At 61.1% G+C, this 19414-nt stretch carries 21 protein-coding genes; 14 read left to right on the forward strand and 7 right to left on the reverse strand.

Translation table 11 applies throughout. From position 1 onward, the window contains the following. The first annotated feature begins 338 nt into the window (after positions 1–338). From SCM96_03355 to SCM96_03420, 14 genes are all read left to right on the forward strand, one after another. Complete coding sequence (locus tag SCM96_03355) at positions 339–1094, forward strand: Na+/H+ antiporter subunit E (protein MDW7759657.1); 756 nt, start codon at positions 339–341, stop codon at positions 1092–1094. Continuing rightward, on the forward strand, positions 1094–1366 hold the full coding sequence (locus SCM96_03360) for a monovalent cation/H+ antiporter complex subunit F (GenBank protein MDW7759658.1): 273 nt from the start codon (positions 1094–1096) through the stop codon (positions 1364–1366). Before SCM96_03355 ends, SCM96_03360 begins: the two co-directional genes overlap by 1 nt. Next, positions 1366–1860, forward strand: coding sequence for a monovalent cation/H(+) antiporter subunit G (gene mnhG, locus SCM96_03365; GenBank protein MDW7759659.1), 495 nt, complete (start codon positions 1366–1368; stop codon positions 1858–1860). Before SCM96_03360 ends, mnhG begins: the two co-directional genes overlap by 1 nt. Beyond that, positions 1861–2106, forward strand: coding sequence for a hydrogenase subunit MbhD domain-containing protein (locus SCM96_03370; GenBank protein ID MDW7759660.1), 246 nt, complete (start codon positions 1861–1863; stop codon positions 2104–2106). Beyond that, the gene (gene mbhE, locus SCM96_03375) at positions 2103–2426 is read left to right on the forward strand and encodes a hydrogen gas-evolving membrane-bound hydrogenase subunit E (GenBank protein MDW7759661.1); all 324 of its coding nucleotides are present in this window, start codon (positions 2103–2105) and stop codon (positions 2424–2426) included. Before SCM96_03370 ends, mbhE begins: the two co-directional genes overlap by 4 nt. Further along, complete coding sequence (locus SCM96_03380) at positions 2423–2857, forward strand: MnhB domain-containing protein (protein MDW7759662.1); 435 nt, start codon at positions 2423–2425, stop codon at positions 2855–2857. The genes mbhE and SCM96_03380 overlap by 4 nt, the downstream gene beginning before the upstream one ends. After that, the gene (locus SCM96_03385) at positions 2854–3267 is read left to right on the forward strand and encodes a cation:proton antiporter subunit C (protein ID MDW7759663.1); all 414 of its coding nucleotides are present in this window, start codon (positions 2854–2856) and stop codon (positions 3265–3267) included. The genes SCM96_03380 and SCM96_03385 overlap by 4 nt, the downstream gene beginning before the upstream one ends. After that, the gene (locus tag SCM96_03390) at positions 3260–4801 is read left to right on the forward strand and encodes a monovalent cation/H+ antiporter subunit D family protein (protein ID MDW7759664.1); all 1542 of its coding nucleotides are present in this window, start codon (positions 3260–3262) and stop codon (positions 4799–4801) included. The genes SCM96_03385 and SCM96_03390 overlap by 8 nt, the downstream gene beginning before the upstream one ends. Further along, on the forward strand, positions 4801–6285 hold the full coding sequence (locus SCM96_03395; protein ID MDW7759665.1) for a monovalent cation/H+ antiporter subunit D family protein: 1485 nt from the start codon (positions 4801–4803) through the stop codon (positions 6283–6285). Before SCM96_03390 ends, SCM96_03395 begins: the two co-directional genes overlap by 1 nt. Next, positions 6282–6542: a hypothetical protein gene (locus SCM96_03400; GenBank protein ID MDW7759666.1), complete on the forward strand. Its 261-nt coding sequence runs from the start codon at positions 6282–6284 to the stop codon at positions 6540–6542. The genes SCM96_03395 and SCM96_03400 overlap by 4 nt, the downstream gene beginning before the upstream one ends. Further along, positions 6529–8319, forward strand: a complete 1791-nt coding sequence (locus tag SCM96_03405; protein ID MDW7759667.1) for a Na(+)/H(+) antiporter subunit D — start codon at positions 6529–6531, stop codon at positions 8317–8319. Before SCM96_03400 ends, SCM96_03405 begins: the two co-directional genes overlap by 14 nt. An 11-nt stretch (positions 8320–8330) precedes the next feature. Further along, positions 8331–9026, forward strand: a complete 696-nt coding sequence (locus SCM96_03410) for a lysophospholipid acyltransferase family protein (GenBank protein MDW7759668.1) — start codon at positions 8331–8333, stop codon at positions 9024–9026. Positions 9027–9161: 135 nt separating this feature from the next. Next, positions 9162–9737: an SIS domain-containing protein gene (locus SCM96_03415; protein MDW7759669.1), complete on the forward strand. Its 576-nt coding sequence runs from the start codon at positions 9162–9164 to the stop codon at positions 9735–9737. 73 nt (positions 9738–9810) lie between these two features. Next, positions 9811–11034 carry an AAA family ATPase gene (locus tag SCM96_03420; GenBank protein ID MDW7759670.1) on the forward strand — a complete coding sequence of 408 codons (1224 nt, stop codon included), beginning with the start codon at positions 9811–9813 and terminating at the stop codon, positions 11032–11034. A 203-nt stretch (positions 11035–11237) separates the two neighbouring features. Here SCM96_03420 and SCM96_03425 read toward each other — a convergent pair whose 3' ends face one another. The 7 genes from SCM96_03425 to lpxK form a co-directional block, all read right to left on the reverse strand. Next, positions 11238–13532 carry an aminotransferase class I/II-fold pyridoxal phosphate-dependent enzyme gene (locus SCM96_03425; protein MDW7759671.1) on the reverse strand — a complete coding sequence of 765 codons (2295 nt, stop codon included), beginning with the start codon at positions 13530–13532 and terminating at the stop codon, positions 11238–11240. A gap of 15 nt (positions 13533–13547) precedes the next feature. Next, positions 13548–14969, reverse strand: a complete 1422-nt coding sequence (locus SCM96_03430) for an SPFH domain-containing protein (GenBank protein MDW7759672.1) — start codon at positions 14967–14969, stop codon at positions 13548–13550. Positions 14970–15075: 106 nt separating this feature from the next. Further along, on the reverse strand, positions 15076–15762 hold the full coding sequence (locus SCM96_03435; GenBank protein MDW7759673.1) for a glycosyltransferase family 2 protein: 687 nt from the start codon (positions 15760–15762) through the stop codon (positions 15076–15078). Next, entirely contained in the window at positions 15759–16688 is a 930-nt protein-coding gene (locus SCM96_03440; protein MDW7759674.1) for a UDP-glucuronic acid decarboxylase family protein, read from the reverse strand. Before SCM96_03440 ends, SCM96_03435 begins: the two co-directional genes overlap by 4 nt. After that, complete coding sequence (gene rph / locus SCM96_03445; GenBank protein ID MDW7759675.1) at positions 16685–17485, reverse strand: ribonuclease PH; 801 nt, start codon at positions 17483–17485, stop codon at positions 16685–16687. Before rph ends, SCM96_03440 begins: the two co-directional genes overlap by 4 nt. Continuing rightward, positions 17482–18381 (reverse strand): hypothetical protein, encoded by a 900-nt coding sequence (locus tag SCM96_03450; protein ID MDW7759676.1) that lies wholly within the window; start codon positions 18379–18381, stop codon positions 17482–17484. Before SCM96_03450 ends, rph begins: the two co-directional genes overlap by 4 nt. Beyond that, positions 18378–19391 carry a tetraacyldisaccharide 4'-kinase gene (gene lpxK / locus SCM96_03455; protein ID MDW7759677.1) on the reverse strand — a complete coding sequence of 338 codons (1014 nt, stop codon included), beginning with the start codon at positions 19389–19391 and terminating at the stop codon, positions 18378–18380. Before lpxK ends, SCM96_03450 begins: the two co-directional genes overlap by 4 nt. Positions 19392–19414: the final 23 nt, after the last annotated feature.

Raw genomic sequence — 19414 nt, forward strand, 5'->3', positions numbered from 1 at the left:
TTTATTCGGAGTTCTGTTTAATAGTCAAGGGTGTTTTGATAAAAATATGTATCATAATAAAGGGTGTTTTAACGAAACGCCCTCCCCGCTCAGACTGCTTAAAGTAGCTGATATTAAGCGATATACGCTGTTTTGGCCTGCTTGGGCTGCTTGAAGTGTCAGATAATAAAGAAATTACTCGCGGCCCAGCATAGATCCATGTTTAATTCGGTAATCATGGACGACTTCCTGATTGAAATAGGACATGAAGATTTCAGGACGACACCCGGGAACCCCCCCGAAGGTCAGGTATTCCTCGTAAAGTGGAATGACGGTGTCCGCCAGGAGGGGGGTTATCTTTGACAGGGCTTGTCGGAAAATGTTATTTTCCCTATCTTGACGGCGCGCTTCGCCGGCCCGACCGGCGCATCCGCCGGGACGAGGACCGCGACGTGGATATCGACGAAAAAGAAGAAATCCGGACTGTGGAAAAAGCCTGCGGGCCGATGCGCTCCGGGACGGGCTTTTTTCGCGTCCTGCGCTTTCCATCCCGGCGGGCGGCCTATGTCTTCTACCGCAACATGGCCGTCCAGTTTGCGCTCCTCATGGGCCTCTGGCTCCTCCTGAGCGGCCACTACGACGCGTTTCACATCGGGGCCGGCATCGCCTCGGCCCTGCTCGTCACGGCCGTCAATTTCCGACTGAACAAGTTTTTCTTCATTCGCGACGATCTCTGCCAGTCCGCCCCGATCCGCGTCCGGCGGCTCTTCATTTACATCCCCTGGCTCCTCTGGCAGATCGTCATCTCCTCCATTCAGGTGGCGGCGGTGGTTCTCCATCCCAAGCTTCCGGCCGATCCGGCCCTCATCCGCTTCCGGACAAAGCTCCCGACCACGGCTTCCCGGGTCATCCTGGCCAATTCCATCACCCTCACCCCCGGCACGCTGACCGTCGAACTCGACGGCGAAGCCTTCTTTGTCCACGCCCTGACCGACTTTTCCTTCACCGGCATCGCCGACGGCTCCCTCCCGGGACAGGTGGCCCGTCTCTACGACAAGAAACCGGGCCAGATCGTCAGCCGTCTCCGGGTTTTCAAGACGACGAGGCGGACCTGATGGAACGATATTTCGTCTATCTCGGCGTCCTCCTGACCGTCATCATCCTCATTCCGCTCTACCGCGTTCTCCGCGGCCCGACGCTCTTCGACCGGATGCTCGGCGCCGGCGCCTTCGGGACAAAGACCATGGTCCTTGTCGTCGTCGTCGGCTTCATTTTTGACCGCCTCGACATGTTCATTGATATCACCCTGGCCTATGCCGTTCTCAATTTCATCGGGACGATCGCCGTGGCCCGCTACCTGGGCGCGATGGTGAGAAGAAGGAAGTGATGCCCATCAATTTCATCATTTCCAACATCATCGTCAGTGTCGGGGTGTTTTTTCTCCTCGTCGGGAGCATCGGGCTCGTCCGCCTGCCGGATTTCTACAGCCGGGCTCACGCCGTCGGCAAGAGCGACACCCTGGGCATCATTCTCGTCGTTCTCGGCCTGGTCGTCCACGAGGGGCTGTCCCTGAACAGCGTCAAGCTGGTCATGATCATGGTTTTCGTCGGACTGACCAGCCCGACGGCCACGCACGCCCTGGCCAAAGCCGCCTTCCGGTTCGGTCTGCGGCCCTGGTTCCGGTCGGAAAGTGCGGACGGGACGCATGAAGGCGAGGATCACACCGATTCCGAATCGGTCGGCCACGAGGACGAAATGGATGGCGGCCAGGGCCTGGACGTCGAGGCCTGCGTCTGCCTCCTCCGGGATGATGCTGAGGGCGATGACGACGATGAGAACGGCGGCGGCCCGGCCTGTCCGATTAAAAGAAAGGAGCCCTGAATGCACTGGGAACTCGAAGTCACGCTTCTCATTTTCCTGGTGGCCTCGGCTCTCCTGGCCCTCGAGTCGCGGAATCTCCTGACCGCCGTCGTCAGCCTGACCGTGTTCAGTTTTCTTTCCGCTCTTCTCTATGTCGCCATGGGCGCCGTAGACGTCGGCTTCACCGAGGCCGTCGTCGGCGGCGGCGTGAGCGGCGTGCTGTTCGTCGTCACCATCTTCAAAACGACAAGGAAATGCCGGGATTGATCAAAGCCGCCAATTTCGCCGCGCTCGCCCTGTTCGCCGGGCTGCTGATTTATGCCGCGTCGGGACTTCCGAACCGGGGCGACCCGACGGCCGTTCTGCACCGGGATACGAGCCCGGCCGGAACGCCCAACGCCCCGTCCTATTACATCCGTAACGCCTACAGGGATGCCGCGACGCCGAACATGGTCACCGTCATCCTGGCCGATTACCGGAGCTTCGACACCATGGGCGAGGAAACGGTCATCTTTGCGGCCGGACTGGCCTGCCTTCTCATCCTGCGCCGGAAGCGGAAAAATCCCAAGGGAGAAATCGAGCCGTGAGGGACTACGAGACCGACGACATCGTCATCCTGGTCAGCCGCACGCTTTCGCCCTTCATCATGCTGTTTGCGCTCTACGTCATTTTTCACGGCCATTACAGTCCGGGCGGCGGATTCCAGGGCGGCACCATGCTGGCCGCGGCCGTAATCCTCATCCGCCTGGCCGTCGGGGGTGACATCGCCCAGCTCCAGTTCCCCCGCGGTCTCGGCATGCCTCTGGGTGCGGTGGGTGTGCTGATATACTTCGGCACGGGTGTCGCGGCCATGATCGGCGGCGGCTCATTCCTGGACTATGCCTACCTGCCTCTTTCCGGTACGGCTGCGGCTCTGAGATCCCTGGGCATCCTGATTATCGAAGTCGGCGTGGGGCTTGCCGTCGTGGGCATTCTGGTCTCCATCTACGACGACATCCTCGAGGCGGGGGACAGATGACGGGCTTGGAATTCTTTGTCGGCCACTATGCCTACTGGTTTGTGGTCATCCTGCTCGTTCTCGGCCTCTACGGCATGATCGTCAAGCGCAATCTGGTCAAGAAGCTCATCGGCATGACCATCTTCCAGGCGGCCGTCATCATCTTTTTCATATCGAGCGCGGTCAAGAAGGAGGCCACGATCCCGATCGTCGACAAGGTCGTTGGAACGGCCGAATCGGGGTTTTACGTCAATCCACTCCAGCACACGCTCATGCTGACGGCCATCGTGGTTGGCGTGGCCACGGCCGGTGTCGGCTATGCCCTGCTGGTCACCATTTACCGGCGCTATCGAACGCTCAATGAGCCCGAGCTCATGGAACGCATGAGACGGGAGGACGAGGCTTCGGAATGGGAGGAGGAGGATGCCTGACGCTCCTGTGATGCCCGTCCTCATTCTGCTTGCGGGCGCCGTCATTCTCCCGCTTGTCACGCTCGTTGCGAAGCGGGCGGCCGCCGGGATCGCTCTTTTTGCGGCCGCTTCGGCGACGGCCTTCTCCGTTCTCAACATGGTCCGGGTGCTGGATGAAGGGCGGATCCGCTATCTTATGGCCGGATGGCCGCCGCCCATCGGCATCGAATATGTCCTCGACCCGCTCTCAGCTTTCGTGATCCTGGTCATCAACGCCGTCGCCCTGACCGTGCTCGTGCATGCGCGCCTGTCCGTCCGGGCCGAAATCCGCGGCGAGAATCGCGATGTTCCTTACTACGCCCTGGTTCTTCTCATGCTCTGCGGATTCAACGGCATCGTCGCGACGGGCGATTTTTTCAACCTCTATGTCTGGCTCGAAATCAGCTCGTTGGCGCTCTACGGGCTCATCGCCGCCGGCGACCGCGGCTCGCCCGTGGCCGCCTTCCGTTATCTCATCATGGGGGCGATCGGCGCCTCGTTCTATCTTCTGGGTGTGGGCTTCGTCTTTGTCATGACGGGATCTCTCAACATGGCCGACCTGGCCGCGATCCTGCCTCACGTGCGGACCGAACCGCCCGTCATTGTGGGGCTGGTTCTGATGGTCACGGGAATGTCCGTCAAGATGGCCCTCTTTCCGCTCCACGGATGGCTGCCCGAGGCCTACACCCGGGCTCCGTCGTCGGCTTCGGCCCTGATCGCGCCGACCGGGACAAAGGTCGGAGCCTACGTCCTCATCCGCGTGCTGTTTTTTGTCTTCGGCGCGGAGTTTGCGGCCCGGACACTTCCCGTGACCTCGGCGATCGGCTGGCTGGCCGCCATGGCCGTCATTTACGGTTCGGTGATGGCCATCGCCCAGAAGGAGTTGAAGAGGATGCTGGCCTTCAGCTCGGTCGCTCAGGTCGGTTACATCGGGATCGGCATCGGGCTGGCCTCGCCGCTGGGGATCGTCGGCGCCGTGCTCCACGTGCTGAACCACGCCGTCATGAAGGCTCTGCTCTTCCTCGTGGCCGGATCGTTCCGGCTGAGGCTCGGGCATTCGCGGATCGACCGCCTCGACGTTTCGGTGCGGCGGAAGATGCCCTGGACGACGGCCGCCTTAACCGTGGGCGCCCTGTCCATGGTCGGCGTGCCGCCTCTGGCCGGCTTCTTCAGCAAGTGGTACCTGGCCCTGGGCTCCGTCCAGGCGGGGAACTGGATCTTTCTGGCCGTGATCCTGGTGAGCAGTTTGCTGAACGCCGTCTATTTCTTCCGCGTCATCGAACGCCTCTACATGGAGAAGGCGGAGAAGGGAGAGGCGGCGGGCGGAGCCGTGAGTGCTGATAAGGCGGGTGCTGCGCCGGGAACGAACGGCGTCGAGGCGGCGGCCGGCGACATGCCGCCTTCCATGCTTGGGCCGGTTCTCGTTCTGGCTGCGGCGCTTCTTGCGCTCGGGCTGTTCAACGCCTTCCTCGTCAAGGGCGTCATCATGAAAATCCTTCCGCCGGGGTTGATGTGATGTTTACCTCGAACGTGCCGCTCCTGGCCGTTCTGGTCTCGCTGGCCGCCGTTCCGTTCATCCTGATTTTCTCGCGCCGGCCGAACCTCCGGGAGTTCTGGACGATTCTTGCGGCGGTCGTCAAGTTCGGACTCGTGCTGTCGCTTCTGCCGCACGCTCTGGCCGGGCGCGAGGCGGTCCTGTCGCTTTTCGAGATTGCGCCGGGAATCCGGCTGGCTCTCCGGGCCGACGCCTTCGGGGTTTTCTTCGCCGTCGTCGCTTCGGGGCTCTGGATCCTGACGTCTTTCTACTCGATCGGCTATGTCCGCGGATTGAGCGAGAAAAAACAGGCCCGCTACTTCGCCTCCTTCGCCGTCTGTCTTTCGGCGACGATCGGGGTGGCTTTTGCGGCGAACCTCCTGACCTTCATCGTGTTTTACGAAATTTTAACGGTGGCGACTTATCCTCTGGTCATCCATAAAGAGACTCCGGTCGCCGTCCGGGCCGGCCGGAAGTACCTGGCCTATACTCTTTCGGCCGGGTTGTGCCTTATCGCCGCCGCCGTCATTGTTTACGGGGCGACGGGATCGCTCGATTTTCAGGCCGGCGGTCTGGCCGGTTTGGCCGGTGTTCCGGAAGCGACGCTGCGGGCGCTCTTCGTTCTCTTCATGGCGGGAGTGGGCGTCAAGGCATCGGTCATGCCGCTTCACGGCTGGCTGCCGACGGCCATGGCCGCGCCGACACCGGTGAGCGCGCTTCTTCACGCCGTGGCCGTGGTCAAGTCGGGCGTCTTCGGCGTCATTCGCGTCGTCGGCTTCGTCTTCGGTCCGGTCCTGATGCGCGAGATGGGCTTTGACACGATTCTGGCCGTCTTCGCCGGGGCGACCATTCTGCTGGCCTCCATCCTGGCTTTTCGGCAGGACAACCTCAAGCGGCGGCTGGCCTACAGCACGGTCGGCCACTTGTCCTACATTGTGCTGGGGGCGGCGCTTCTTTCGTCGGGGGCTTTGACGGGAAGTGTCCTTCATCTGGCTTTTCATGCGACGATGAAGATCACGCTGTTTTTCTGCGCCGGGGCGATTTATGTCAACCTGCATCGGGAAAACATCAGCGAGCTCGACGGCGTCGGCCGGGTCATGCCCTGGACGATGGGCGCTTTTGCGGCCGGGGCGATCGGGCTGGCCGGTGTGCCGCCCTTGAACGGATTCGTCAGCAAGTGGTGGCTGGGCTGGGGGTCGATCGAGGCCGGGCTCGTCCTGCCGCTTGTCGTTCTGGCGGTGAGCGGGTTGCTGAACGCCGCCTACCTGCTGCCCATCGTCCGTAAGGCGTTTTTCAAGCCGGGGAAAGGGCTTGAAGGGAAGGGCGAGGCCTCTGCCTTTATGGTGGTGCCGCTTGTGGCGACCGCGATTCTGTCGCTTGTCTTCGGGCTGTTCCCGGATCTCTTCTTCCGCTTTTTCGATCTGGCCCGGAGGGTTGCGGCCGGGATTCTGGGAGGCGGGGGATGATGAGGGAAAAAGGGAGGCGTCCGGAGCGGCAGGGGGGGCCGGGGTTGGCGGCGGCAATAATCGCGGCGGCAGCTTTGGTGTTTCTTGTGATCGAGAGAATTTTTCTCCATGGCGGGGAATACCACCACTGGTGGGACGGGATTCCGCTGTTTTATGGGCTGTTCGGCGGGGCGGGCGCGCTGATACTGATTTTCGCGGCCAAGTCCCTGGTGATGCGCCTCATCAAGAGAAGCGAGAGCTACTATGACCGGGATTGAAGGCCTGCATCCTGCGCTGCCTTTTCTTGCCGGGGGACTTCTTCTGCCGTTTCTGCCGCGGCGCCTCCGGCCGTGGCTGTTTATGGCGGCGGCGGGCCTTGCGCTCTATGCCGCCTGGACGATGCCCGAGGGGGCACGCGGCCTGCTGCGGATCGCGGGGCTCGAGCTTGTCCTGGTGAAGGCCGATGCGCTGAGCCGCGGGTTTGCCGTCGCTTTCGCCTTCATCGCGCTTGCGGGGGGACTTTATGCGTTTCATGTCAAGACGGCGTTGCAACCGGCTGCGGCGCTTTTTTATGCCGGGGGCTCGCTCGGCGTCGTCTATGCGGGCGATTTTTATACGCTGATCTTTTTCTGGGAAATCATGGCCGTCGCCTCGACCGTTCTGATCTGGGCGGCCCGGACGCGGGAGTCGAGAAAGGCGGGCTGGCGCTATGTCCTGGTCCATCTTTTCGGCGGCGGTCTTCTTTTCGCCGGGATCCTCATGCACGCGGCGGGCGGCGGGGGGACGGCCGTCGCGGCTTTTGCTCCGGCGGGGGCGACGGCTGCAGCCTGGTTGATTCTGGCGGGCGTTGCCGTCAACGCCGCCGTGCCGCCGCTTCACGCCTGGGTGGCCGACGCCTATCCTCGGGCGACGCCGACGGGATCGGTCTTCCTGAGCGCGTTTACGACCAAGGTCGCCGTTTATGTTCTGCTGCGGGTCTTTCCGGGCTGGGAGATCCTGATCGGGCTCGGGGTCATGATGGCCGTCTACGGCGTCGTCTACGCGATGCTGGCCGATGACATGCGGGGCATTCTGTCCTACCACATCATCAGTCAGGTCGGCTACATGGTGGCCGGGGCCGGGATCGGGACGGCGCTGGCCGTCAACGGGGCGGCCGCCCACGCGATCAACAATATTCTCTATAAGACGCTTCTGTTCATGGGCGCCGGCGCCCTGATTCAGGCCACGGGAAAGAGGAAACTCTCGGAACTCGGCGGCCTGGCCCGGGCCATGCCCTGGACGGTGGGGCTTTACATGATCGGCGGGCTGTCGATTTCCGGGATGCCGCTCTTCAACGGCTTTGTCTCCAAGACCATGGTTGTGGCCGCGGCCGGCAAGGCGCATGTTGATTGGGCGGTTTTGCTGCTGCTTCTGGCGTCGGTGGGGACGTTTCTGAGCGTCGGGTTGAAGCTGCCGTATTTCGCCTGGTTCGGTGGGAAAGGAGCGGAGGAGAGGGAGGGGGTGTCGCATGCCGCGCCCGTGCCGCGGAACATGACGGCGGCCATGGCCGTTGCGGCGGCGCTTTGTGTCGCCTTCGGCGTCGTGCCGTCTCTTCTCCAGGGCTTTCTTCCGGCGGCGGATGTCTTCAACGCCTATGTTCCGATTCATATCATCGAAGTTCTTGAAATTCTCGCCTTTTCCTTCGCCGTGTTCTGGCTGATGCGGAAGATTCTCAAGCCCAAGGCGGCCGTGCTGCTGGATGTGGACTGGCTTTACAGGCGGCCGGGCGTGGCGGCGGGCCGGTGGATCGTCGGGCTGGTCGGGCGGTTCTTTGATGCGACCGACCGGATGGCCGAGGGCGTCGTCGCGCGTGCCGTCCGATTCAGCCGAAACCCCGCGACTCTCTTCATGGGGCTGACGGCCCGGATCGAGCGGGGCGAGGCCGCGCGGATCGGACGGCATGCTTACGGACCTCTCGCTCACGGTCCGGAAAGCCCGTCCTCCACGCGGGTGCTGGTGATCCTTGTGCTCGGCGTCTTCGCCGTTTTGGCGATTCTGGCGCTTCTCAAGGTATAAATGTCCTGAACATGAGAACGGTCGCGCTGGTTTTTATTTATACGGTGATCATCATTCTGGTCACGCCCGTTGTCCTGATCTGCATGGCGCTGGGATGGAGAGGCCCGTTGGTCGCGATCGGCCGGTGGGCCATGGCTCTCAGCCGGGCGGTGCTGGGCATCCGGATCGAGGTCGAAGGGCGGGAACATATCCCGCGCGGGCAGCCCGCCGTTTATATGGCCAATCACTTGAGTTTTCTCGACGGCCCGCTGCTTTTCTTGATTCTGCCGCCGCCGGTCCGGGTCATTCTGAAAAAGAGCATTTTCCGCATTCCGGTTGTCGGGTTCGGCATGCGGTTTGTCGGATTTATTCCGGTCGACCGCAAGGGAAAGGAAGGCGGGAAGAAAAGCATTCTCCGGGCGGCCCGTATGATGAAGCAGCGGGGATATTCCTTCTTCATGTTTCCCGAAGGGACGAGGAGCCGCGACGGGAGGCTTCAGGCCTTCCGGCGGGGCGGGTTCTTCCTGGCCCTCGAGGCCCAGGCGCCGATTGCTCCCGTCGTGATCCGCGGCACGTTCGAGATCATGCCGAAGGGCGCGTTTTTTGTCCGCCGGGGAACGGTCCGGGTGACATTCCTCGAGCCCGTACCGACGGCCGGACTCGACCTGAAAGACCTGGATGCTCTCCGGGATGCGGTGCGCGCCGCTCTGGCTGCTGTAAAAGATTGATAATATTGGAAATCGCTTGTTTTCTTGTGCTTGGACTGCTGCATATTATTGATTCTGAATGAATTAATAAGAATTCAAAATATGCAGGATTCCAAGTAGAATCAGGACGGATTCGGCTGTGATATAATGGCGCCCATGGACATGAAGACGGCTCTCGATGACCTCATTCAGAGCGCAACCGGGTTCGCCGAAACGCGAAGCGGCCTCCTTGAAGAGGCTGTGGTGGCTTGCGTGGCCTCTCTCGTCGGCGGGGGCAAGATCCTTGTCTTCGGAAACGGCGGAAGCGCGGCCGAGGCCCAGCACTTTGCGGCCGAGATGGTCAACCGGTTCATGAAAGACCGGCCCGCAATCCCGGCCGTCGCCCTTACGGCGGACGTCTCCTGCCTGACCTCGATCGGCAACGACAGCGACTTCGCCGCCGTATTCAGCCGGCAGATCGAGGCCCTCGGCAAACCCGGTGACGTCGCTCTGGGCCTTACGACGAGCGGCAACTCGCCGAATATTCTGGCTGCGTTTCGATCGGCAAAAAAGGCAGGTCTGGCAACGATCGCTCTCACGGGCGAGGGCGGCGGCAGGCTGGTCGCGGATCCCGATACCCGCCCCGATATCCTTCTGGATGTCCCCTCGCGTTCGACACCCCGGATCCAGGAAGTCCATCTCTTGATTCTCCACCTCCTGGCCGGCGCCGTCGAATCCCGCCTCACATCTTAATTCCGCTCTGGCAGATTTTTCTATATCGATAAAAAAGTCTTGACTTTTTTCTTTGTTGAGATAAAATTGCCATATGATCGCCCGGCATCTCGAAAAAATCGCTTTTGATCCCAAGCTCGGCCGCCAAATGATTTTTATCGGCGGTCCGAGGCAGGCCGGAAAAACGACGCTTGCGCGAGGGATCCTGGCCAAGCAGGGTTCCGCCGCGCTTTATTTCAATTGGGACCTTCGAGAGGTACGCAATGCATTTAAAAAAGACCCATCTTTTTTCGAAAGTGCGATGCGGGATATTCGGTCCAAGAATCGATGGCCTTGGGTGTGTTTCGACGAGATCCACAAGATGCCCAAGTGGAAAAACATTCTCAAGGGTGTTTTCGACAAATTCGAAACGGAGTGCCGATTTCTTGTCACGGGAAGCGCCCGTCTGGAATGGTTCCGAAAGTCCGGAGATTCCCTGGCCGGCCGTTACTTTCTTTTTCACCTGAATCCTCTCTCTTTATCCGAAGTCGCCGGCCGCCCCCATTTGGAACCGCATCCTGAAGAAAAGGCGGAGGAATTTATCGAAAGGAAAATCTCTTCCGGGCAACCGGAACAGAGTGCTCTGGAGCTGCTTCTTCGATTCAGCGGATTTCCGGAGCCCCTTCTCAAGGCGGAAGAGGCGTTCTATCATCGCTGGCAGAGAGAGATGGTGGATGCGCTCACAAAAGAGGACATTCGGGATCTGACCAGGATCCTGGCCGTCGAACATGTCGCAACAATGATGCTGCTCATGCCGGAAAGGGTCGGCGCTCCTCTTTCTCTGAATGCTCTTAAAGAAGATTTAGAAATAAGTTATACAGCCGTCCGAAACGCCGTCAAAGCCATGGAACTGACCTATGCCCTCTTCTTCGTCTCCCCGTTCAGCAAAAAAGTCGCCCGGGCCGTCAAGAAGGAACGCAAGGCGTACTTTTTCGATTGGGGGCTCTGCCGAGACCCCGCCAAACGCTTTGAGAATTATGTTGCCATCGAATTGAAAACTCTCGTCAATCTCTGGCATGATGCCGGCTCCGTCGACTATGATCTCCGTTATGTGCGAACTCGGGACGGAAAGGAATCGGATTTTCTGATAACGCGAAACGGGAAACCCTGGTGTCTTTTCGAGGCCAAGCTCCAGGACGGCCCTGTCGACCGCCATCATATGGATCAGGCACGTATTTTGGGAAACGTCCCCTTTGTTCAGCTCACCCGTGAAGGGAATGTTTATAAAAAGCCCGGACCCGGGATTTTACGTATCTCAGCCTCTCGATTTTTTTCATAACAACATCAACCTGCTTTGGCTGCTGGAAGTCGTTGATTATGAAAGAAATGAACGTTAGACGGGCGTTTTTTAGGATAATTATAACGGATTTATAATATTATCAATAACATCCAGCAGCCAAAGCAGGCTGAAATAAGACATTTCTTTTATTATAAGTAACTTACAGCAGCCAGAGCGGAGCAGGGCAGCGGAGCAGGGCAGGGTTAGGAGAGGATTTCGCGGAGGCGGTCGGCGCCGGCCGTGCCGCTGTTGAACAGGCGGCAGTCGACGGTTTCGAGAAGCCTCCGGAAAAACGCCTTCTGCTGATCGATCCGCTCCTGCGTCCGGACCAAAAGATGAGGATTGAAGAACGGCGTCTCTCCCGCCTCCAGAATCCTCAGGGCCTCGTCCCTCTCCAGCTTGACGTCGGCGGGCGACACGGCGTCGTTTCTCAGGATGAAGATCCAGCGCAGGGCGGTCTTCCGGACACAACCGGCCGATCCCCCGATCCAGACCGGATCGAGCAGGGCATGGGCGTCCTTTGAGGCCTTATAGCAATAGGGCGATCCGCGGTCCAGGCGGCAGTCCTCGCCGCGCAGGCAGGCGTCATCCCGGCAGTCTTCCTTGCGGGTGACGACGTTCTCGCACTTGCTCGAATCGAAAAGCGGCGCCAGCTTATCGAAGGATTCGACGCTCACGGTCGGGATGAAGAGCTTCCGTTCGACGGCGTCGGCCGCCGGAACGCCGTTCGTGAATCGCACGAACACGGCCTCGTTCGAATGAAGACGGAAACGTTCGTCCTTGATGAGATCGAAGAACAGCTCGGTTTTTTTCGTTCCCGGAGGGCCGACGAGCAGAACACCCTTGCCGTCGATGTCCGCCGACATGCCGCGCACGGCATGGGCGCCGAACATCCTCTCGCCCACGTCCATAACCAGGCCGAGGGCCAAATTCCGCAACGGGCCGTAGGCGTCGCAGTTGACCAGGATGCCGGTATTCGTTTCGGGATGGTAAAAGGCGCGCGGCTCGCGGCCCGGAATGCCGTCCACGGCGGTGATGACGCCGTGCGGTTTGAGGTCGTCGTCGAGCGGAGCCGGATACCAGTTCTCCATCCAGAAATCGTTGAGATGGGGGACGTTCGTCCGCAGCCGCACGACGGCTCCGTTGATGTTGGCATTCCACTCGAACATGTTCTCGCGTTCGAGGCGGCTCTCGATCTCGGCCAGAAGCGAGTCGCGAAGCGGTGCGTCGATGGGCGATTCGACGGTCACGGCCTTCCGTGTCCGCGTCACGGCGTTCTGGAGCGCCACGCGCCGGACCTTCTTCGATGTCTTGAGCTTGGCCATGGCCTCGACGATCCGATCCAGCCCCTTCTCGAGGTTCTCCATGCTCGTGGCGTAGGAGATGCGGATATAATCGTCGGCGCCGAAGGCGTCGCCCGGCACGATGGCCGTCCGGGCCTCCCTCAGAAGGTAATAGGCCAAGCCGTAAGAGTTGCGGATGGGCGATCCGTTGAATTCCTTGTTGAAACACGATCGGACATTGGGAAACAGATAGAAGGCGCCCTGGGGGTTGAAACAGGAAACACCCGGGATCGTCCGCAGCTTCATCAGGCAGTAATTCCGCCGCCTCTGAAATTCCGAGACCATCCGCGAGACTTCATGTTGCGGCCCGGCCCATGCTTCGGCGGCCGCCTTCTGGGCGATGGAGCAGGCGTTCGAGGTCGAGTGGCTCTGGATCTTGGACATGCCCCCGATCACGGCGGCCGGACCGGCGGCGAAACCGATGCGCCATCCCGTCATGGAGTAGGATTTCGAGACGCCGTTGACGAGCACGGTTTTCTTCCGGATGTCCTCGCCCAGCCCGGGGAAGCTCGTGAACCGGAAGCCGTCATAGACGAGCTTGTCGTAGATTTCGTCGGCGATGACGAAGATGTCCTCCTCGCGGACGACCTGGGCCAGGGCTTCGAGCTGCTCCCGGCTATAGGCCGATCCGGTCGGATTCGAAGGGTTGTTGAGGATGAGGGCCCGCGTGGCCGGCGTCACGGCCGCACGAAGATCTTCGGGCGTCAGCAGGAATCCGTCCTCCTCCCGCGTCGGGACGACGACCGGCTTTCCCTTGGCCAGGCGGACGCACTCGGGATAGGTGACCCAATACGGCGCGGGAATGATGACCTCGTCGCCGTCGTTGACCAGGGCCTGGACGAGGTGGTAGAGCGAATTTTTCGCTCCGGGCGAGACGATGATCTCATTGGCCGCGTATTCCAGGCCGTAGTCTTCCTTCAACCGTTTGATGATCGCTTTCTTAAGCTCCGGGATTCCGTCGTTCTGGGTGTAGCGGGTGAAGTTTTCGCGGATGGCCCGGATGCCGGCCTCCTTGGCGTTTTCCGGCGTCGGGAAATCGGGCTCTCCGACGCTGAGGTCGATGACGTCGAGGCCCTCGGCCTTCATGCTCTTGGCTTTGGCCGAGATCTTGAGAGTCGGGGATGATGCGATCTGGGTGACTTTATCGGAGACCATGGTGCGCCTGCCCGGTCATGCCTTGGGCTTCGTCTCCTTGGCCGGCTCGGGGTTCAGCTTGTTCTTGAGGAACTTGCGGATGTCGGCGCCGGTCAGGGATTCGACGACGTCGGGCATCTGGGCCAGGATTTCGGCCACCTGGCCGGTGATCTTGGACGTTCCCAGACCTTTATCTCCTCCTCCGCCGACGATGACGATCTTGTCGACCTTCGACAGCGGTTCGGAGACGGCCCGGGCGATTTCCGGAAGAGCTTTGATATAGGTGTCCATGACCGCGGCGTCGCTGTAAGCCTTCCAGGCCTCGGCCTTCTTGGCCATGGCTTCCGCCTCGGCCAAACCCCGGGAACGGAGCTGTTCGGCTTCGGCTTTTCCCTGGGCTTTCAGGGCTTCGGCCTTGCCGCGGGCTTCGGCAAAAATCCGGAACTCCTCGGCTTCGGCCTCGGCCTTGACCTGGTATTTGCGGGCGTCGGCCGGCTTGATGACGGTCGAGTTGAGTTCCTTTTCGCGACGGGCGATCTCGAGTTCCTCGGTTTTGATGGCCTCTTCCTTCTCGATCTGGCGGACCTTGGCTTCCTGCTTACGGATTTCCTGGTTCAGGCGGTGGCGCTCGAGTTCATAGGAGAAATCGGCCTGGGCTTTCTTGACGTTGACGGCGGTCTGGGACTCGGCCTTTTTCGCCTCGTTCTCCCACTGGGCTTTGGCGATCTGGGCTTCGGCGGCCAGACGGGCGACCTCGGCTTCCTTGCGGGCCTGGGACGACTTGATGACGGCTTCCTTCTCGGTTTCGGCCTGGGCGATGGAAGCGTCGCGCTTGGCCGCGGCGATCTGGGGGCGGCTCAGCGAGTCGATATATCCCTGGGTGTCGCTGATGTCACGGAGCGTGAAGGACAGCATGACCAGGCCCATCCGGTTGAAGTCCTCTTTAACGGCCTTGACGACCCGTGAGGAGAACTCCTGCCGGCCCCTGAAAAGTTCCTCGACCGTCATGGAGCCGATCGCCTCACGGACTTTGCCCTCGAGGACGCTCACGGCCACGTCGCGGATGCCGTCGCGCCCGACGCCGAGGAACTGTTCGGCGGCCAGGTGGATGGCTTCCTCGGAGGAATTGAGTTTGACCTGGGCCGAAGCTTCAGCCAGGATGGGCACGCCGCCGTGGGTCAGGACTTCAGGTGTCCGGATGTTGAGCGGCAGGACATCCATGGGCAGGACATCGACGGATTCGATGAACGGGAGAACCAGCGTTCCGCCGCCCAGACGGTAGCGGTAGCCGATTTTCCGCCGCACACCGTCTTTGACCAGAGTGCGTTTTCGGCCGCCCGATATGATCAGGGCTTCATTGGGCCCCACTTTGCGATATTGCTTGGCCAACAGAAGGCTGAGAAGCGCGAGAAAGAGGATGATGATGCCGGCCGGAATGAGCCAGGACAAAAATGCCATGACGACCTCCTCAATAATTCAAGCCGCTTGGTTGAAAAAAATGGAAACCGCGCCTTGAAACAAGATATTATCCATCCTCCCCCGGAAAGTCAAGCCGCCGGCGGTGTCAGTCGAAGAAGGCGTAGCGGAGGATGTGGAAAAAGGCGGCCAGGCCGTCCTTCCAGCCGATCTTTTTGCCTTCCGAGTAGTCGCGGCCGCTGTAGGAGATGGGCACCTCGTAGATGCGGCATTTGAGCTTGGCCAGCTTCAGGGTGACTTCGGGTTCGAAGCCGAAACGGTTGGATTTCAGCGTGATTTTTTTCAGGACGCCGGCCCGGAAAACCTTGTAGCAGGTTTCCATATCGGTCAGGTTCAGATTGGAGAAAACATTGGAGAGCGTCGTCAGGAACTTGTTGCCGACGTAATGCCAGAAAAAAAACACCCGGTGGGGACCGCCCAGGAAACGCGAGCCGTAGACGGCGTCGGCCCGGCCGTCGAGAATCGGTCCCAGCAGAACCGGATATTCGGCCGGGTTGTACTCGAGATCGGCGTCCTGAATGAGAATGATATCCCCTTCGGCCTCGGCGAATCCCCGCCGCAAAGCCGCGCCCTTGCCGGCGTTTTTCGGCTGATAAAAAACGCGGACGCCGGGCAGGTCCAGCTTTTCCAGGATGTCCCGCGTCCCGTCCGTCGAACAGTCGTCGACGACGACGATCTCCGTTTCGAGACCCGTCGGGAATTCCCGGACCCGTCTCAGGATTTCGTGCAGGGTGTTCCGTTCATTGTAGACGGGAATCACAACCGAGAGTTTCATAGGTTTTTCCTGAAATAGTCGATCGTCCGGCTCAGCCCCTCGTCAAGGCCGATCCGGGGCTCCCAGTCCAGCTTTTCCCGGGCCAGCGTGATATCGGGCTGCCGGCGCACCGGGTCGTCCGAAGGCAGCGGGCGGCGGACGATTTTCGACGCGCTCCCCGTCAGCCGAAGCACGCTTTCGGCCAGTTCCATGATCGTGAATTCGTTCGGGTTGCCGACATTGACCGGTGTTGTCAGGTTCTCCGCGCCCATCAGACGGCGCAAAACGTCGATGAGATCGGAGACATAGCAGAATGACCGGGTTTGGCTTCCGTCTCCGTAAACCGTCAGGGGTTCGCCCTTCAGGGCCTGGACGACGAAATTCGACACGACCCGGCCGTCGTCGACGGCCATGCGGGGCCCGTAGGTATTGAAGATCCTGGCAATCCGCACGTCGACGGCGTTCGATCGGTGATAATCCGTCATCAACGTCTCGGCGACACGCTTCCCTTCGTCATAACAGCTCCGGATGCCGATGGGGTTGACGTTGCCCCAATAGCTTTCAGGCTGGGGATGGACCTGGGCGTCGCCGTAGACTTCCGAGGTCGAGGCCAGGAGGATGCGGGCACCCGTCCTCTTGGCCAGCCCGAGCATGTTGATTGTGCCCATGACATTGGTCTTGACGGTCTTGATGGGGTTGTGTTGGTAGTGGATGGGCGAGGCGGGGCAGGCCAGATGGTAGATTTCGTCAACTTCGACGAAAAGCGGGTGGATGATGTCGTGTCGGATGAACTCGAAGTACGGATGGGCGGCCAGGTGGCGGATGTTGTCCTTGGAGCCGGAAAAGAAGTTGTCGATGCAGACGATGTCGGCGCCGTCGGCGATCAGGGAGTCGCAGAGATGGCTGCCGAGAAACCCGGCGCCCCCCGTGACCAGGATCCTTTTCATCCCCGCTCCTTTCTCCGCCCGTAAGCCATGAACATCAGGCTCTTTTTTTTCAGGGCGTTTTTCTGGGCCTGGACGAGGCGGGCGATGCCCTTGTCGGCCAGTTTGAGAAGTCCGGCCAGCTCCTTGCGGGAGAACGGCATTTTTTCGGCGCCGGCCTGAACCTCGACGAGTTGCCCGTCGTCGGTTTCGATGACGTTCATGTCCAAACCGGCCCGGAAATCTTCCTCGTAGTCGAGATCGAGAAAGGGCTGCCCGTCGACCAGGCCGACACTGATCCCGGCCACGAGATGCCGCAGGGGCATGCGGTCGATGAGCCGGGCGTCCATCATTTTCTTCAGAGCCAGGGCCAGAGCGATGCAGCCGACCGTTACCGAGGCCGTCCGGGTGCCGCCGTCGGCCTGAAGGACGTCGCAGTCGACGATGATCTGCCGCTCCCCGATGGCCGACAGATCGACGGCCGTCCTCAGGGCCCGGCCGAGCAGGCGTTGGATTTCCATGCTCCGGCCCGAAATGCGTCCCGGGCCGCGTTCACGGGGCGTCCGGCTTTCCGTCGCGCAGGGCAGCATGGCGTATTCCGCCGTCACCCAGCCTTTGCCCCGCCCTTTGAGAAAGGGCGGCACCCGCTCTTCGACGGTGGCCGCGGCCGCGACCTTGGTGCGGCCGATTTCGATGGAGGCCGAACCATGGGCGAATTCGAAGACGTCCAGGCGGATCTTGACGGGGCGGAGTTCGTCCGGGCGGCGGTTACCGTCCCGGGACGCGGCGGGTTTTCCTGATGCAGTTTCTTTTTTTTTCATGGCGACACATCCGAGTTTTTGTGGGGTCGACTCCTCCAGCGGTCGTGAGCCCAGAGCCATTGCTCCGGGGCGTGTCGGATTTCCGTCTCGATCATCTTAGTGCATATTTGGGTCAATTTCAACACGTCACCGGGCGACCGTCCGGCGGCCTCAAAGGAGACCGGCGGACCCACGACCACGCGGTAGGTTCCGCCGGATTCCGGGCGGCCGAAAACCGGCAGGATGGGACAGCCCGCCCTGAGTGCGAGCGCGGCCAGGGCCGGGGTGGTTGAAGCCGGATAACCGAAGAAATCCACGAAGACCCCCTGGCTTCTGAGAACGTTCTGATCGATGAGGATGGCGGCGATTCCGTTGTTCCGAAGAACCTGCAGAACGGCCCGGGCCGCCCGGGTTTTTTCGATGACGGCGGCTCCGAAACGTTCCCTGAGAGCCCTCAGGCGGATTTCCAGGGGTGCACTGTCCAAGCGGCGGGCGACGACGCTCAAAGGCCCCAAACGGGAGACGGCGAAAGAGGCGATTTCCCAGTTTCCGAAATGGCCGGTGAAGACAAGGGCCCCCCGCCCCCGGGCCAGCGCAGCGGCGATATGCTGCCCTCCGTCAAGACGGATAATATGGCCGAGAGCTGAATCGCTCATGCGGGCCAGCTTGAAGAGATCGAAAACCATGCGGCCGAAGTTTCTGTAGGAGGCCCGGGCGATCCTTGCTCTCTCCTCGGGAGAACGTTCGTTCCCGAAAGCTTTCTCCAGGTTGCCGAGGGCGATCCTCCGCCGCCGGCCGTCAAGGAAAAACGCCGATATTCCCAGAATATCCCCCGCCGCTCGGCAGAGCCCCCGGGGGAAAATCCCGATGACCGTCTCGAAAAGGCGAAAGGCGCCGACGGCGAGCCGGTCTTTCACGACGAAACTCCCGCGCCGCGCCTTTCGGGGGCGAGAACGGCCAAAACCCGGCGTTTGAATCCGGGATCGATATCGAGGCCGATGCGCAGCGCATAAAGAGGCGCCGTCGCCGGTTCCCCGATCTTTCCGTCGAGTTTGGAAAGATCCTTCTCCGTCGTTACGACGGCGTCGGGTTTCAGGCGGCCGGCCGTCTTTCGGATCGACCGGAGCGAGGCCTCGGGGTAAGCGTGATGGTCGGGAAAGACCATGCGCCCGGCGATCGCGGCCCCTGTTTTTTCGAGAAGACGGAAAAAACGTTCGGGAAAAGCGATCCCGCAGACGGCCAGCACCCGCCGCCCGCTCAGGGCGTCGGGCGGCCGTTCCGCTGTGTCTCCGCTGCGAAGGAGGACGCGCGCCGCCGGTGTGCAGGAAAAGATATCGACGCCGGGATTTTTCCGTTTCATGCGATCGATCTGCGGACCGGAGCCGGAAGGGATCACGATGACGTCGGCTTGCCGGAGAGCGCGCGGACCTTCCCGGAGAGAGCGTCCGGCTTCGGGGTTGTGCAGAACAATGTCCAGATCCCGGCGCAGGCGCAGATGTTGAAAGGCGTCGTCAAGAACAACGACATCGAATCCGTCCGCGGCCGCAAGGCGGCAGGAGGCCCGGCGGTCGCGCCCGACATAAACGCCGGCTTGCGGGAAAGCCCGGGCGACCATGTGGGGTTCGTCGCCGCTCTCCCGCCATGTGCCGAACAACGTGCGACCGTCGGAGACAACACCGCCTTTTTTTTCCCAGCGGCCCCTGTATCCCCGGCTGACGAAGGCTGGCCGGCGGCCGGCGGCCAGGAACAGGGACAGAATCTCCATGGCCAGCGGCGTCTTTCCCGAACCGCCGAAGGCGATGTTGCCCACACTGACCGCGGGAACGGGGCAGGATGCCGGCTTGAACCGGCCGCTCCCGTACAGGCGCCGTTTGATCCGGCAGACGGCTCTCGAAAAAGGCGAAAACAGGATGGTTGCGGCGCGCATCGATCCCAAGATTATATCAAAAC

Source organism: Acidobacteriota bacterium, from assembly GCA_033549365.1.
Lineage (GTDB): Bacteria > Acidobacteriota > Aminicenantia > Aminicenantales > Saccharicenantaceae > JAWSUF01.